The following is a 15,913-nucleotide window of genomic DNA, read 5'->3' on the forward strand; positions in this document are numbered from 1 at the left end:
AAAGACGTTGACTTCCTTGGCGTGTGGCAAGCTTTGCGCTAGCTTTAGCAAACGACGAGCCATCGGTAGCTGAAAGGGCGGCAGAGTAAGCCCGGCTAGCCAATTGGGAGTGTCGACGCCGCGAAGACGGCAATTTTTTTGTGCTGTGGGGGGCGCAGCGCCGGAATGAGGGTAACGAGTAAGCCGTCAGATCTCGAATTGATGCCAACGCTCAATCGGCGTTTGCATGATCTTCGACGTATTGCACTGCGCGTCAAGCGTTCCCCCATGACGCCCCTTCAGGCCTGCGAGGCCATTCTCGAAAATCGGTTTCTCCATCCGGAAATTCGATCGTTCTTCGCAAATCTTCCCGACGACGAGCGGCACTATTGGATCGCCAGCCTCTATGCGCTTTTGATGCCGAAAGCGCGCCGACGGAAGCTCGCCGCCTACTTTACGCCCCCACACCTCGCACATCACGCGATCGACGCTTTGTTAGAGGCTGGCATCAAGCCAGGGCATCATCGGATTCTAGATCCTGCATCAGGCGGCGCTGCCTTCCTAGTTCCGCTCGCCGCTCGCATTCTGCGTCAAGGGCGGCAGCGCGGAAGTCGCGCGAAGACTATTGTACAGACTATCGGCGATACACTTCATGGAGTTGAAATCGATAATGGTCTTGCGCAACTCTCGGAAGCTTTGCTTACAGATCTTTTGTATGCCGAAATCGATGCCTCCGGAATCGAGCTTGATGGTCTCGTCGATCGGGCCAACACGTTGGAGCTGAATAAGCCAGATGTACTTTACGATGCGGTCATTGGAAATCCGCCATACGGCAGAATTCTGCGGCCTACCAGATTTTTGAGAGAGAATTTTAGTTCAGTTATTTCGGGTGGCTACGTCAATCTCTACGCGCTGTTTATCGAACTGGCGCTGCGTTGGACACGACCGGGCGGCGTGATTTGTCTCATCGTCCCGATGTCGTTTGTCGGTGGGCCCCACTTCGCCGCGTTACGCAAGCGGATTCTGCAGCGTGCGAGCGTCTTGCGTCTGGACCTTATTGATAAGCGGAGCGACGTATTTCTCGACGTGCTGTATGATCTATGTGTGATGGTGCTCCGGCGGCATGACGGGCAACCCCACCCGGTTACAGCAGAAACATCCCTTCTCACAATCGACGAGCAAAGCCGCTATCTTGGTAAGCTTGAGCTTCCCGCACGACCTAGTTCGCACGTTTGGGCCCTACCCGATAGCTCAAGTGGATCGCCGCTATTTCAGCCTGGCCTAACGACGCTTGATGGTTACGGCTATCTGACCCGAACGGGCTATTTTGTGTGGAATCGCGAACAGCATCGCTATCGCGTCGGCAAAACCCCGCGCTCGACTGAAGTGCCGTTGTTTTGGGCGCATAACGTCCGCGCAAACAAGAAGTGTCAGCCAAAGGACGGGGATGACGGTCGCATCGGATTTGCGAGGATTCCTCAGGATTCCAATGCGATCCTGCGAACCGACGCGCTCATTCTCCAACGCACCAGCAACCGAAGGCAGAAGAGACGCCTCATCGCCGGCATCGTGCGGCAAGCGGACGTCGTTGGCGGCCAAGGCTATATAACCGAGAACCACACGATCGTTGTTATGCCAAAGCCAACAGCGAAGCGATTGCTTCCGTTCAGCATGCTGTGCCGGCTTCTCAACACAAAGGCGGTCGACGACCGGTTTAGAAGGATGTCTGGGTCTGTCAGCGTGTCCACCAAGGCGTTGCGGGATCTCCCTTTGCCTATGGCGTCCGACGTCAGGCGCTTCTTTGCCAACAACAAACTTAGTGATGATGAGGCGGCGGAGGCTGCCTATGCGGCGTCTGAACGGGCCGGACGTCAAGCCAAATCCCAGAAAGGAAGGCGACCGTGAGCCGCTCGCCTCAGGACTTCAGGGATGGCAGGCGCCAGTGGAACTCCAAAGATGGAATCCACGAGGCTCGTCAGAAGGCGGAGGCTGAACGTAAACGCCACCTAGACAAATTTCGAAAGCATCAAGACGAGATCGACCTTGAACGCGGTAAGAAGGAAGCGGCCCTTACAGCAAAGCGCCAGCGCTTCGCCGCTCTCAATATCGCCGATACGATGGCCGTTTTGCGAAAGATGTCGTTCGTCGACCTGGAAGCTGAGGGCCCGCGCCAGTACACGCCGCTGAACCGACCGACTCTAACGCTGCTTGAACTGTTTTTGCATGCTTTGCGCAATCGCGATTCTGTTGCGGTGTTGCAGTGGCCGCGAGGAGTTCGTGATCTTTCGATCCTGCATCCCCTGGCGATGCTGGCGATCTTAGGCTCGCCCCAGGTTCGGCTCAGCGGCACGTTCAAGTGGTGTCCCTCAGTCCCAGATTTTCGAACGATCTATTTCCCATGGCGAGGTAGTGGTACGGGCACCACACAACGCCGAATTTTGGTCGATCGTGACCAGATCACTAAACACAATAATCTGCATCTCACGCGCCGGCAGGTTGGCGAAGCAGAGCTATCTTCCGAACTCGGGCACCTCCATGTTACGTTAGGCCATCTTCACAATCTCAAATCTCGCGATGTTTCGAAACCTCACTTGGCGCATCCGACGCTCGGCGAGCTTTACGCGACGTTCGGGGCTCTGGGCTGCGACAACGCGCCGCTTCCTTTTGCTGGTCCTGCACACGAATTGTTCGGCCGGGTGCGCCACGGCGCCGGCCTCGATCAGATGATCGATCATCGAGGCGAAATCAGCCAGCCCACCACCGCACCGTTCGGCTTTTTCGGCGTTTGCCCACGTACCAATGTTAAGGCCGTTTTGCAGCACACCGCACTCTCCTCTGGGCGGCCTTCCGACATTTGTATCCTCGATCTTGGACCACCCGGACTTTCACGTCTTGGGCATGATTGGGAAGATAAGGTTCGGACGTTTCTGCAGACACTTACGTTAGTTCAGCCCGAGACGCCCGTAATCGGTGTAACGCAAGACATCTACGTGCACCGTCGGCTCCTCCAGCTGCTTGCGGCTGCGGAGCTTACAGTTAAGGCAGCCAAGATCGACCGTTCCGGCTCCCGTATCATCGTCCGATCTTCAGACAACTGTTTCTCCCCTGATCCTGAAATCGGTGACGTGACCGGAGTCAAATTCCAGTTTCATTCTGCGGGCGGACAAGGGGCTGCAGCGCTCCAAGCAATATCCGAAGCTGCGCGCAAAAGTTCGGACAGCAGTGCTGCTGGGCTTCTTCGGCAGATGATGGGCGGTTTTCGCCGCGCGATGAGCCTGCCCTGCGGACTTGCTATGGCGCATGAGGTTCTTAACGAGGCTGATGCTGGCGCGGCAATCTTCCTCGAGCGCCGGTCCCCGGGAACGGTCTTGGCTACCGTCAAGCGCCAAATCGACCTGTCGTCGGATAGCGGCCAGCGGGCGAGACTGCTCGAACTGGAAGGCGCGCTGGAATCCGCATTTAACGAATTTGAGACCGATACGCCGATCGGATCAATGTTAGCCGAGATCGCGACGGGTCTTGGGCGTAAGTCGAGTCCTAGTGTTGTGGCGTTTGCAAGTGACTATGAATTACAACTCGGCAAGCGCAGGATCGGCGCGGCCGACGATGGGCCAGACGAGCAGCTAACGAAAAAAGTAGCGAGCGGATTTGTTCGCCTCGTCACCTTGCAAACACTCGATACAGAACTGGCAAATATCGAGAGCGGCAAAAGCCGCAACTCTTGGAAGCGACTTGTTCTTGTCGCGCCGCCGCGTGACCAATTTGCTATTCTCCTCGGCAGGAAGTGGTTGCCGCAAGAAATCATCGTTATCGCTGATCGAGAATTCGTCAGCCGCTTAGGCGCTACGTATCGCATCCTCGCCGCACAGCCGGACCTGGCCGGGCAGGGCAAGATCGGTGGCCGACTTGCCGTGGCCGCTGCCGCGGCTGAAGCAGAGGCTCGCGCGCGCGCGGTAGGGCCCGTGGACCTCGAACTCGATAGCCGCGATCCAGCGCCAGCTGATGATAGAGTAATCGATCTGACCGGTGAAGGCGATGACGATGATCAGGAAGTGATCGAGATCTCGCTTGAAAGCGGTCGGATTATGCGGGTTCGGCCGCGGTTTGATTATCCGCCATGACCGCTTTGCTGACATCAACCCCTTTCAGCGCGCTACCGCACACGAGATAGTCAAGGGAAACACGATCGTTGTGCCGAATGAGGCGTTCGTGCACGAAGCCCGTCGCGTTCTGCCTGTTCGTATATTGGCCCAAACGAGGGTCCAAATTTATCATGCCGCCGTCGAAGCTGCTTTGCCTAGTATTCCGGGCGACAGTCGCGCGGCCAAGGCGCGCTACATAATCGCGCATCTTCGTAGCGCCGGAGCCCGACCGGTAGTTGAAGCAACCGTCCTGGATTGGCTCAACGTCGCTGAGCACAAGCAGTTGCCAGCGGATCGCCTCCGACCCCACGCACCCCAGCACTGGCCAGAGTTTCGAGCTTTCATGCAGGTTCTTAAGGTTCATCCTCAGCTCGCAGAGAGCATTTGGCGAGAAGGCATTGAACCTCTACGGATCGACAGGCGGCGAGCGGGCGCAAGGATGGCGCAGGCGTTTGTATCGGTGCTGGTCGATCCACACGGGGGATCGGGCGGCGTGCCGACTGAGGTCAAAGACGGAATTACGAGATTGCGGCAGCAAGCCATGGAGCATCTCGACGGCGTCTTATCCGTCTCTTGTATCGATGGGTGTGAGGCCGCATGACCGATCAAAGTCCCTCAAACACGGCCCAAGCCATTCCAACCGGCGTCAATCTGGACGAAGTCGAGCGCGCTGCACGCAATGCCGGCGACCGGGATTTGACCGAAGCGAAGGAAGCGGTTGTTGAAGCGCTTCTGCAGCTGACGGTGCAAAGATGCACGGGCGACGGACCGGCAGGTGAGTTCATTTACGGTTCAAAGCCGTCTTCCAAGCTCGTAAGTGGCTTTTTGCTGCCGCGATACGACGCCACGGGTCAAGGCGACGATACGACGGACATTCATATAGCGACCATGGGAATCGACCTCCAGGTTGCCGCCGACGGACATGGCGACATTGAGGTCGTTCCTCGCTTTGCCATCTATGTACGCGTCTTACCGACTTGGGAGGAATTAACAGATCCCAGGCACGACATGTTCCCACGATCGGAGCTGTCACGCGAAACCCGTCAGGCAGTCGAGGCAAGGGCTCGTGAAATCATCAACGAGGCAAGGGCGGCGCTTCCTCCCGTAGACGAAGACGATGAGCCCGACGAGCGGCCGGGAGAAGCCATAGCGGAAGCCCAGCGCGCTCGCGATCTGGCTGACCAGTCGGATCAGCGGATCGCAGAAGACGGTGCATCCGATCCCGATCTGCGCGGGCAGAACAGAGCAGCGCAAGCGGCTGCCGTACGCGCTGAAGATGTTGCGGCTGCACGCCGCCGCAGAGTCGAAGAGCGGCTTGCCGCTCGCCGCCAACGCAACGCGGCTATCGCTGCAATTCGGCGCGAAGCATTTAACCGTGCATTTGCCGAACTTGGTTTGCGATTGAGCATCGACCAAAATGGCACTCGTGAACGGGCTATTACCACCGAAGATCTTACGGTTGATCCCGCTGCTGATGGTTCGGAAACCGGTACGCCCGAAGCTGACAACGAACTGCGACCCCAAGATACAAGCGAAGGCGCCTCAATCGAGGGTACGCCTGCGGAAGTAGCGGCGGGCGCCGAGCTAGCCGTGCGCCCCGATGTCGGCGTCCTCAATGACCAAATCGCCGAACGGCAACCAATTCCGATGAAATGGCGCCGATTTGTTCTCAATCTGGGCGAATTCAGATTTTCCAGTAGTGATCCGGCGACTCAAGATGCGGCGTCACTTGCCTTCGAGGCGCGGGTCTTGGCGCAGGCTCGCGAGATATTGCAGACTTGGCTCAATTCACCGGAAGGGCAGCGGGACGCTTACCGGCCCAATGAAAGAATACTGCCGAGCAACTTCTCAAGCAGAGAAGGATGGGAACGGTATTTGACCGCGCTGCGTCAACGGCGGCAGGCCGTCTTGGCTGACATTCTACCAGACCTTACCGGCGTCGCTTTGGTTGTTGATGCTGGTCCGGACTTTATCGACCCGTCGCGTGTGAATATGCGGGTTGCGATTGAAAATGCTGCTCAGGCTCCGACACGGCAATCGTTCGCGGATTTCGAGCCATCTCTATTCCAGGTTTCGTTGGAGTTAAGCCTCCCGAAGCCGCTACATCAACCTCTTAGGCTTGATCGCGTGCAACCATCGTACCGATTTAGTGACTGGCTGACCTATCCTGCAATGGGGCTGAACTGCGGTGTGCGTTTATTGCCCTCGCCAGATGACGTGGTTCATATCGGCACCACCTGGGCTCCGCGTTATCACCAGCCGCGCATCGATCCTACCGTCGTTGATAACCTTCCGACTAGTTACAGCGAGCTTGCCGACCGAAATTCTGATGTCCGGCGGCTGCTTCTACTACCAGACAGCTATGACGACTGGATTGGCAGGCAAGCAGTCGTTGATGCCGGCACGAATCTGCCGCCTGAGCTCGCGGAGCGCGAACGGCAAGCCCATGGGCGCGATCTGGAAGCCTATCGACGCGAAAGCAATTATATTCGTGCGGGCGTTCAGCTACTCATCGACTCTCGGTCGGCCGCCATTGCCGTTTCCGCGAATGCCGCCTTTGGCTCTTGGTCGACGCTCGATCCACGGGCAGCGCCATGGGAGGCGTGGCTCCTCACCAATGAAACGTTCGCTCGGTATGGAGGAACGCGCTTTACGGATTGGCGGCTATTTCAACTCGCCTTCATCTTAGCTCATATCCCCACATTTTCGTCCCGCATGCCTGAGTTCGCTGACCGGTTTGATCCGGAACGCGACGAATTGACGGCAAGTCTCCTTTATTTTGCAACAGGAGGCGGTAAATCCGAGGCGTTCTTCGGCTTGCTTGTCTTCAACTTGTTTCTCGACCGGTTGCGCGGAAAGCATCGGGGCGTAACTGCCCTTGTGCGATATCCGTTGCGTCTCCTGACGCTGCAGCAGGCCCGACGCTTGATGCGTATTCTTGTGAATGCGGAACTAGTCCGAATCCAGCATCGCGTCGTGGGAGCGCCTTTTGAGATCGGCTTCTGGGTCGGGTCAGGAAATACGCCAAATCGAGCAGCACAAGGTTTCGGCGGAGTCCCAGCGATCACGCTGGCCGGCTACGCAAACGATGCAGCTCTTCTAAATCCGCCCCAAGACGATACCGAAGCCGCGCGCACGGCGCGCCGCCGTTCTGACCGCTATAAAGAGACATTGGAGGCTTACGACAAGCTGCGAACCTGTCCTTGTTGCGGTCGCGCCACGGGGATGCGGCGCTATCCACTCCAGGCTGGCCGCATTGGTATTGTCTGCTTCAATGACCTTTGCGACTGGAACAGAGCAAACCCAGCGTCGCCTCATCGCGTGCCTCTCCCCTTCTTGCTGACCGACGATACGATCTATCAGCGGGCGCCGTCCGTTGTGCTCGGAACGATCGATAAATTGGCGTTGATCGGACAGCATGATCGCACGATCAATGCGATCGTCGGAATGCTCGGCGCCGCTCGATTTATGGATCCGAGCAATCGTCACTTCCACATGCCTCGCGGATCGCGTTCATTGGCCCGGGCGCAGGACGAGGGCTGGACGAGGCTTAAGCCGGCGTACACAGATGGCGTTGCAGTCTTCCATGATCCTTTCCCTAGTTTGATTATTCAGGACGAGGGGCACTTATTGGAAGAGAGCCTCGGGACGTTTTCAGGGCTTTTTGAAACGGCCTTCGAAGGAATTCTGACACGGCTCGGCAATGGCATCTTGAAGGACTACGTTGCAAGTTGGCGGCCCGATGGCAACGACAGTAGCCGCCGACCGAGAATGGCCAAGGTGATTGCGGCGACAGCGACGATTTCCGACCCCGATAGGCAGCTGCGCGTCCTTTACCAGCGCGAGCCTCTACGGTTCCCGTGCCCCGGCCCCAATCTTTACGAATCGTTCTACGCGATGCCGCGCACGCCTCGCTCCGCAGAAAGGCGACAGCTCAGTGCACTAACGTCGCCCTATCTACGGCCTGAGAAATTTGCGCCGAGGATGCGAACATACGTATCGATTATGACGAATGGTCGCTCGCACACGATGACGACATCGGCGGTCGCTTCAGCGTACCACCTCACCATCACCAATATGTGGAGGGCTATTATCGAGCTAGGAGCGGCCCAAGCAGCAGTCAATGACCTCGTAGCGGCTCTCGACCCAGACGATCCGCTGACGAATTTGCGCCGGCAAGCTCTGGTGGATCTCGTTGCGCCGGCTACTCCCAACGGGGCAAGCATTCTGGCTACCCTGCTCGACCTTCTGCGTATTTCCTTAACTTATGTCACCAACAAAAAGGGCGGCGATCAGATCATTGAGACCCTGCAAACTCAAGTTGAGCGTGATCAGAGAGGTGAGGGGATCGATGATCTGCCTTTCGTGACTGACTTGATCTCCGGCGGGGTGACTATTGCGGAGATTCAAGAAGTCATGCGCAAGGCCGAGACGAGTGTGGCCCCTGGCGCACAGTTTCCGCCTCTAGGCGACAGCCTTCGCAATATTGTTGCGACCTCGGCAATCAGCCATGGCGTTGACGTCGACAAATTCAACGCGATGTTCTTTGCCGGCCTGCCAGCGGATATCGCTGAGTATATTCAGGCATCCAGCCGGGTGGGGCGCACCCATGTAGGCTTCAGCCTACTCATACCGACGCCGCATAGCCGTAGGGACCGCTATGTCATCGAAACACACGATCAGTTTCATCGGTTCCTCGAGCGCATGATACCTCCACCCGCCGTCCAGCGGTGGGCAGAAAGGGCAATTCGGCGAGCCATGCCGAGCATTGTGCAGGCATACCTCTGCGGCGTTGTCGAACAGGAACTATTTGCGACAGCCAGCGGTGACAAGTCTGCGGCCCGGACATTCAGCACTGCCTCGGCAATCAAGACTTGGGCAGATCGCTATGCCGGTGGAAATCCTGGAGCAATCCGCGACGTCACGGAGTTTGCACTGGAGGCAATCGGCATCGACGGTCGCGGTCAGCGCCAGACTGGAGCTGCCACGCATACCGAACACTATCGTCGGTTTGTTGAAGATCGCGTTCGAGAGATATTGGGGCTTTTCACGCAACGTTCCGACAGCAGCAAATTGTCTAATTTTTGGGAAAGCCGACAGACGCGAGACATGCGCAAGCCCATGATGTCGCTCCGCGACGTGGATGCAGGCGGCGTCATTTTGGGCGCAAGCCGCGATCCGTTTCGAGGCAAGAGCGTTCATTCCGAGACGATACGGCAAGTTATGCGCATCATCCGCGGCCAGCGCATGGCCGTTCAGGCTGACGTCGATGCCGACCCGCCACCCATAGACGTTGAGGATTAACCTATGCCTCAAGATCAACAAGGCGGTGCCGGAGCGGCGCAAGGTCTGAGAGCCTACCCGCCGCGGATGACGCGCTCTCAACCGCAACTGGCCACCGCCTACGCGCCAGGTTCTATTTTCACGTGGGAAGGAGGCCGCGGCGCCTGCTTGTCCGTGCCAATAGACGGCTCGGCGATAGATTTTTCGGCTCGCCAGACGCGGCGGGATCAGATCATCGATAGTATGCAGGAGTTTTGCCAAAATTGGCTCGCGCGAGGAATGGCGATTAACCGCAACGCGCCGGTTTATGAGCAACAGCTTCTCGACGGATGCTTTCATAATCCGATGCGACAGGGCAACGCCTCGGTTGATATTGCGCTCGACAGATTTGAATTCCTCCGACCAGAACGCATGGGATATTTACCGGGACCTCTGGTGTACCGGTGCGACACGTGTGCGTTGGTTCGCGAATATGTCTCTCCTGCCCATCAGCTAGCCGAGCCACTACCGCAAACCTGCGCTGCCGAGGGCGGAAGACCGGCGCACGATTCGCGCTGGCGCCAACTCGACGTCGTCTACGTGCATTGGTCGGGGGGCGTTGAGGGTCTTTCGCCTTATCGATACACTATGGATAGGGAAGGCGCCGTCCAAAAGATCCCACGCTGCCAGTGCGGCACTGAGAATTTCCGTCTCTTGAAGCAGGGTAATCAGTTCTCGCGCTGGAGGTTCGTCTGCACTGGCTGCAGCGCGCAGCGGGAGGTTTATCAGACCGATCCTTTCAGCCTTAATCTCCTGAAGCCCCTGATTGACTCCGGCGTGCCGCATCAGTGGAGCGAGATTAATATGATTCCGGTTTCGTACCGGGCGTCGCCGGTGTTCTATGTCCAGACCGCGCGGTTCATCGTTTTCGACACAGATCCCGAAGTCATCACCCTCATGGCTCCATCGCGGGAGGACGATTTGGCCTCGCGCGTTGCCTCATTGCATGGCTTTGCCGGGAACGACCCAAGTGATGAGCGTATCAAAGCGCAACTTGACAGAAACGGTCAGGGTTCGATTTTCGCTTCTTATGAGATGTTCCGTACGCGAGAGGCCTCTGCACGCGCCACCGGCGATACTGCCGGTGCCGACTTATGGGCGGATGCGGCACGTACCACGCTCAATGGATGGTATGAGGCCGGTCTTGTCTCGCGCGAGGTGGCCGCCAGCCCTGCTCTGCAGGCTCAAGTCCGGACTCGTTCTCGCTTTGCGCGCCGATATGATCCAATCCGTAGCACGATCGAACACGATGCGCTGCGAAGGAGAAAGGTGAACCTCGCCGGCGAAGCGGCTAACTTAAAAATTGCCTATCCCGATCTTTGCGCCGAATATGAAACCACAGAACTTCAACGCGTGTATGAAAGGCGCGTATCAGATGATCTGGCAAGGGCTGGAATCGAAGAAGCGCGCCTGATCCGAAACCTCGAGATGGTCGAGTTTTCGTTCGGCTACTCTCGCGTATCCGCTACTCCCGAGACGATGCAAAAGGAGCGCAGGATGCCCGTTCGTCTCATGGGCTTTCCGCCACTCCCAAGCAACAAGCGGCCCGTCTATGTCATCGAGCAGCAAAACGAGGCTGTCTACATTCAGTTGAATGCGGAGACGGTTGCGGCATTCCTCCAGCAAAATGGTGTTCTTCCGCAGCCTCCCGTTGCCCCCCGAACCATCGGGGGAAGCTTAATCGAATCGTACGTCGATTTTGGCCTCTTTCTGAAGGAGTTTTCTGTCCGCGACGAGGCATCGCGCGTGAGAGGACGCGATATCGCATCTATGACATATCTCCTGCTGCATTCCATGGCGCATCATGTCATGCACGGTATCGCCCGATTTTCCGGGCTCGATCTGGGCTCGCTGAGCGAAGTGATTTTCCCTGCTGACCTAGCCTTCATTGTGCACCGTCGCGGGATGACCGAGGATCTAGGCAACATATCCTCGATGTGGCGGGACCAGAACAGTGCCTTTCTGCGTTACCTTGTTGCGCGTCGAGAGCTGCGTTGTGGCTCTGGTACGCTTTGCGATCATCGTGGAGGCGCGTGCCCGGCATGTATCATGATTCCCGAAACATCTTGCGTGGCTGGAAATCAACTACTGTCGCGTGCTGCCCTGATCGGGGGACGCGCGCCCCTATGGGACACGGACCAAACGCCATTGCGTGGCTATTTTGAGGTCGTCCAAACCCTGCGCGCGGCTCCGGCGCCTGCTTCGGGATAATGGCGTCGGATGCCGATATTGTTCGGTGTGCGGCTCCCTGGCCGGGAGTTGCCGCGCGTTTGCTCGAAGCGCTGGCAGCACTTGGACCGGGGACATGGCGGGTCGAACGAATTTGCGAAGCATCGGGAATTGTCACGGATGCTGGACAGGCAGCACAGGTATTGGCTGGACTAGCGGATGCCGGGGTCTGCTCTGCAACGGACTACGATATTTGGCAGTGCCAATATGCACCCTCTGAGCTCCAACGCTTAGCGCAAGTCTTGAATGGGGCAGAACACTTTCGACGTATGCGACTTAGTCCCGCGGCCGTCGAACTAGCAGTCACAATGCCTCTTGTGCCAAGTCACCTCGAAAAGGAATTGGCAGCTAGCCTCGGACGTCCTGGCGGGTTCTTGACGACGACGGCGGCGTTCACGCGGTTATCGCAAGCAGCGAAGAAGAAGCTGGTCGTGATGTCGCCTTTTATCGATGCCGGTGGCTTTCGTTGGCTGCGCCGGCTGTTCGAAGGTGCCCAGCCGGAATGCGAAAAAATCCTCATCTTGCGCAACACCGATAAGTATTTGGCGGAGCTTGGCGTGGAGCACGCCGAGTGGCTGCGCGCGCTGCGCGTATCGGTTCGAGACTACCATCTATCGCACTCAGTCGGCCGGGCGGTACCCGTGGAAACCTTCCACGCGAAGATCGTCCTCGCTGACGACGGCTTGGCTTACGTTGGATCGGCTAACCTGCTCAGTTCTAGCGAAGGATTATCTTTGGAAGCCGGGACTCTTGTCGATGGCGGTGCAGCCGGTCAAGTTGCACGCCTGGTGGAAGCTGTGTTGCGTGTCGCTCGCCCGTTGTGACCCGTCTGGCCTCCGCATCTTCCTATTTCCCGGGTCCGGATTTTCGAACCGCTTCGAAGAACGTGTCTAGGACCTGATCTGTGATCAATAGATATTCATGTCCTGGCTTGTCATTCCACTTAGCCATTTCCTTTGTGTCGAACAGGTCTGGTCGTACTTTGTAAAGGTCATCCGCTGATTTGCCCCCGCTGTGCTTCGCCACATTTGCCGCGAGCCGCAATGCTGTGAGGCTTGGTTCATCCGGCGAAAGCCCCCGATTCTTCAAAAATGCAAAAGTATCTTGGTCCTTATATTGAGTCTTTTTCATCACCTTGAGTAGTTCCCGCTCCCAGAAGTGATAGAGGGAAATCAGGAACGCTTCACGGTAGATGCGCTGGACGCCTTCAATTTCAGAGAACGCTTCCCCTGCCTGCTCCCCCCAGTCGATCACCACGTTACCCTCTTCGTCTTGCTCGACGAGTTGCGCAGTTCCAGCATCGACACGGCTCTCAAGCTCCTCCCATTTCTTCTCTAGCTCTTTGAGCTCAACGTCCGAAGCCTCTCGCGCCGCTCGGTATGCGCGACGCAATTCGCCGAGCTGATATCTGAACAGCCAACCCCACATGCCCGTCCCGTACGATTTAGAAAATATGTCCATGGGTTAGTTCCAAGGGATGTATGCAGCGAGACATGGCGTGTGCAAAAGCCTACACGAGGCGGAGAACGCCGCTTGCGATAACATCGGCAATCTCACTCATCGGCACGAACATTCCGCCATCGCGGTTGATCCACACATCGCTTTGACGAACCCAGTTGAAGATTTGTCTCCACCTAGCGTCGTTCTGCGTCACCTCAAAACCGCATGCCTTCTCAACGCGCTGCGCGATTTGATATCTCCCACCTTCTCGATCGTTTTGCGCGGGAGCAACAATCCACGTCCCATCTTCCGTCATGCCACCGCGTGGTCCGATCCAAAAGCAAACAATCGGCGCTTCCCTGGGAATGGTCGGCCAGCTTTCAAATACCCCGAAGCTGGGCCCGTACTCGCGCATCACCTTCTCCTCTTCTCTGTCGCCACTCTTGCTGAGAGGCTCGTCATAGGCCGCAAAATATAGTTCTAGTCGTTGCACCAGTTCTGGCTCGGATATCAAAACGTCCAGTATGGTGCGAGAATTCGGCGGTTCTTTCCGAGGGAGGCGTGCGCGGGTCTTTTCCGCGTTCAGCAAATCGTTTTCTGTGATTGGTCGCCCGCGAAACCGTTCGTCGAACATCGTTCGAATTGATGCCAAGCCGTCGGCATCGGTGATCACAGCATTCGCCTCTAACCATCCCTTTAGCTCATTGCCTTCAAGGCGCAGTCCGTTGGTGGAAGCGTTAGATGATCCTACGATTGCCAAATCGTCAAAAAGATACACCTTTGCGTGGAGCCTATCGTTTTGAACGATGCGGTCGCATCCGACCTGCGGCAATCCCATGAGCGTCCGTATTTCGTCAGGGTTCGTTCCCCCTTGCGACAAGTTACAAATGATCTCCACCCAATCCCGTCGTTCAGTTATGCCGAGGTTTCTGGCGGCTCCAAGCCCCCAGAACGCCACGGCAAGCCGCGCTGTCCGGCTGCGCTGCATTTGCTTCTTGATCAGGCCCAGCGTTGCGATCTCGTCGAGCACTTCCATATTGCCGTCCTTCGCGATCGAGACTTTCGAAACAGCCAATCCGAGTAGGGAATGCTCGAAGGCGGACCCTTGCCGCAATATTGAGTGGGTCGTCTCTTGGCTCTACAGCTTGTTCGCCCACTTTGCGATATCTGCCAGTATTTGCTCAAAAGTCGGCTTACCAGCGTAATAGAGCGCGCTGCTGCGCTTGTAAGCGTCAGCGTACAGCGCGCGTGTCTCCGCGTCGCCCAGGATGAAGGCTTGGTTCTCTGCGATGTTCTGATTATCACCCTGCCTAAAGCGTGCCTGCTTGTGAGCCTTGTAGGGTTCCGTGCCGATGAATTTCTGAACGTCAGGCTGTTTCAGCAACTCATGGATATCGTAGTAGTGACGCATGAACCCGACCGGATCGCTACCGTCCGCCTGCTGCTTGCGGAATTTCGTTGAGACCGTCTGCAGTTTTTCAACGAAAGTATAACCTGCGTCATAGCAAGGCACCTCCATGGCGCGGTTGTCGATGACTTCCACATTGCTTGCAACAGCCCGATCGTAGAGCCAGGAGCTGATGTCTTTTGGCGCGTTCGGCGCCACCGTGTCGAAGCCGACCTCAAGCAGGACGCCCTCCCGCAAGCCTTCCATGGCCTCGACGACCGTCGTGTAGTTCAGTTTGATGCCAGCGCTGCGATAGTTCGGCAGATCATCGAACTCGGTATCGCGCTCGACGTTTGAGATGCCATCAATCTTGATCTCGCCAGCCAGCCACTCATAGAAGTCTTTTCGGGTCTTGATCTGCGCGGCGCTATTCTGGTTCTTGCCGGTTTTTACGTCCTGGCCAGGAAACGGTTCGATCAGAATATCGATGTCCTCCGAGAACCGGTTGATGATCTGGTGCCCCTTAGAGAGGGATGTGCCGCCTTTGAGTTGGAAGATAAAGCCGAGCTCATCAAGCCCGTAGAGGCAGTGCATGATCCAGTAGTCCTTTTCGACCAGAGCCGGATCAATGTTCTTCTCGTCAGCCACAATCCGAATCAGATCAGCAAACTGCGGGTGATTGTGGAGGAAGTTACGCGGCATGCAAATCGCTCGTTCTCAGCGCGCGCTCAAAGAACTTCTTGGCTCGCTCGCTTCCGTAATCGCGCACCGCACGACGCAAGCGCTTCTGATCGGATTGGGCAGCACGCTCCGCCACACGCTTGAGAACTTCGTCCTTGGCCTCGGCGAGCTGGTCGACGTTGTTGACGAGATCGACGAGCAGGAATTCCTTCGTCAATGATTTTGGAAAGCGCGGCTTCACACGGAATGCGAACTTGCGATTGCCGAGCTGAAACTCGCCATGTCGCTTGTGATTGTAAACCACGGTCTTGTCATAGAGCTGCGTCGTGCCCACGCCCAGACTGTTGTAGGCGTTCGGCGACGCCAGCAGAAACGTATTGTCCTTCAGGAAAGCACTCACGACATCCTTGTCGGCCGCCGGTGCCGGTCCAAAGGCCGTTTCTTTCGGATGCATGTAGAGGCCGCCGGCGAGCTTCCTGAGGGTGCCGCTCTCAACCAGCTCCTTGAGATGCCGATCGACAGATGTCGACCAACGCGCGAGATCGGCGCGCCGGTAGGCTTGGCCGGGCTTCAAGTGGCGCTTGAGTTCATCGAGCTTCGTCATGTCTCGAATATAGGTCAAAAATCGACGATTTGCAAGTTTTTTCATTGAAAAATCATGCAATCTCAAGAGTAACATATTGAGATAGAACGATTTATCTGCATACGTTTGAACTCACGTGTGCCGGCTGTT

10 protein-coding genes are annotated in these 15,913 nt (G+C 57.0%); 5 read left to right on the forward strand and 5 right to left on the reverse strand.

The window, feature by feature from the left end:
• Positions 1–201 precede the first annotated feature (201 nt).
• Positions 202–1,884: an HsdM family class I SAM-dependent methyltransferase gene (locus tag ACVMB0_RS13155; protein WP_461346504.1), complete on the forward strand. Its 1,683-nt coding sequence runs from the start codon at positions 202–204 to the stop codon at positions 1,882–1,884.
• Positions 1,881–4,100 carry a hypothetical protein gene (locus ACVMB0_RS13160; protein WP_461346505.1) on the forward strand — a complete coding sequence of 740 codons (2,220 nt, stop codon included), beginning with the start codon at positions 1,881–1,883 and terminating at the stop codon, positions 4,098–4,100. Before ACVMB0_RS13155 ends, ACVMB0_RS13160 begins: the two co-directional genes overlap by 4 nt.
• Here the strand turns inward: ACVMB0_RS13160 and ACVMB0_RS13165 are convergent.
• Positions 4,063–4,485, reverse strand: coding sequence for a hypothetical protein (locus ACVMB0_RS13165; RefSeq protein ID WP_461346506.1), 423 nt, complete (start codon positions 4,483–4,485; stop codon positions 4,063–4,065). The two genes, ACVMB0_RS13160 and ACVMB0_RS13165, sit on opposite strands and share 38 nt — an antisense overlap.
• Before the next feature lie 233 nt (positions 4,486–4,718).
• Between ACVMB0_RS13165 and ACVMB0_RS13170 the strand changes: the two genes are divergently transcribed.
• The 3 genes from ACVMB0_RS13170 (at position 4,719) to ACVMB0_RS13180 (ending at position 12,496) form a co-directional block, all read left to right on the forward strand.
• On the forward strand, positions 4,719–9,425 hold the full coding sequence (locus tag ACVMB0_RS13170; protein WP_461346507.1) for a helicase-related protein: 4,707 nt from the start codon (positions 4,719–4,721) through the stop codon (positions 9,423–9,425).
• A 3-nt stretch (positions 9,426–9,428) separates the two neighbouring features.
• Positions 9,429–11,654 carry a hypothetical protein gene (locus tag ACVMB0_RS13175; protein WP_461346508.1) on the forward strand — a complete coding sequence of 742 codons (2,226 nt, stop codon included), beginning with the start codon at positions 9,429–9,431 and terminating at the stop codon, positions 11,652–11,654.
• A gap of 392 nt (positions 11,655–12,046) precedes the next feature.
• Positions 12,047–12,496, forward strand: a complete 450-nt coding sequence (locus ACVMB0_RS13180; RefSeq protein WP_461346509.1) for a phospholipase D-like domain-containing protein — start codon at positions 12,047–12,049, stop codon at positions 12,494–12,496.
• Between the two features lie 22 nt (positions 12,497–12,518).
• Here ACVMB0_RS13180 and ACVMB0_RS13185 read toward each other — a convergent pair whose 3' ends face one another.
• The 4 genes from ACVMB0_RS13185 to ACVMB0_RS13200 all read right to left on the reverse strand — a co-directional run bounded on the left by ACVMB0_RS13185 (position 12,519) and on the right by ACVMB0_RS13200 (position 15,829).
• Positions 12,519–13,133, reverse strand: coding sequence for a hypothetical protein (locus tag ACVMB0_RS13185; RefSeq protein WP_461346510.1), 615 nt, complete (start codon positions 13,131–13,133; stop codon positions 12,519–12,521).
• Positions 13,134–13,182: 49 nt separating this feature from the next.
• Entirely contained in the window at positions 13,183–14,148 is a 966-nt protein-coding gene (locus ACVMB0_RS13190; RefSeq protein WP_461346511.1) for a phospholipase D family protein, read from the reverse strand.
• A gap of 102 nt (positions 14,149–14,250) precedes the next feature.
• A complete protein-coding gene (locus tag ACVMB0_RS13195) occupies positions 14,251–15,201 on the reverse strand; it encodes a nucleotidyl transferase AbiEii/AbiGii toxin family protein (RefSeq protein WP_461346512.1) in 951 nt (316 codons plus the stop codon).
• Positions 15,191–15,829, reverse strand: a complete 639-nt coding sequence (locus ACVMB0_RS13200) for a hypothetical protein (RefSeq protein WP_461346513.1) — start codon at positions 15,827–15,829, stop codon at positions 15,191–15,193. The genes ACVMB0_RS13195 and ACVMB0_RS13200 overlap by 11 nt, the downstream gene beginning before the upstream one ends.
• Between the last annotated feature and the right edge of the window lie 84 nt (positions 15,830–15,913).

It is taken from the genome of Bradyrhizobium sp. USDA 4451 (genome assembly GCF_054822585.1).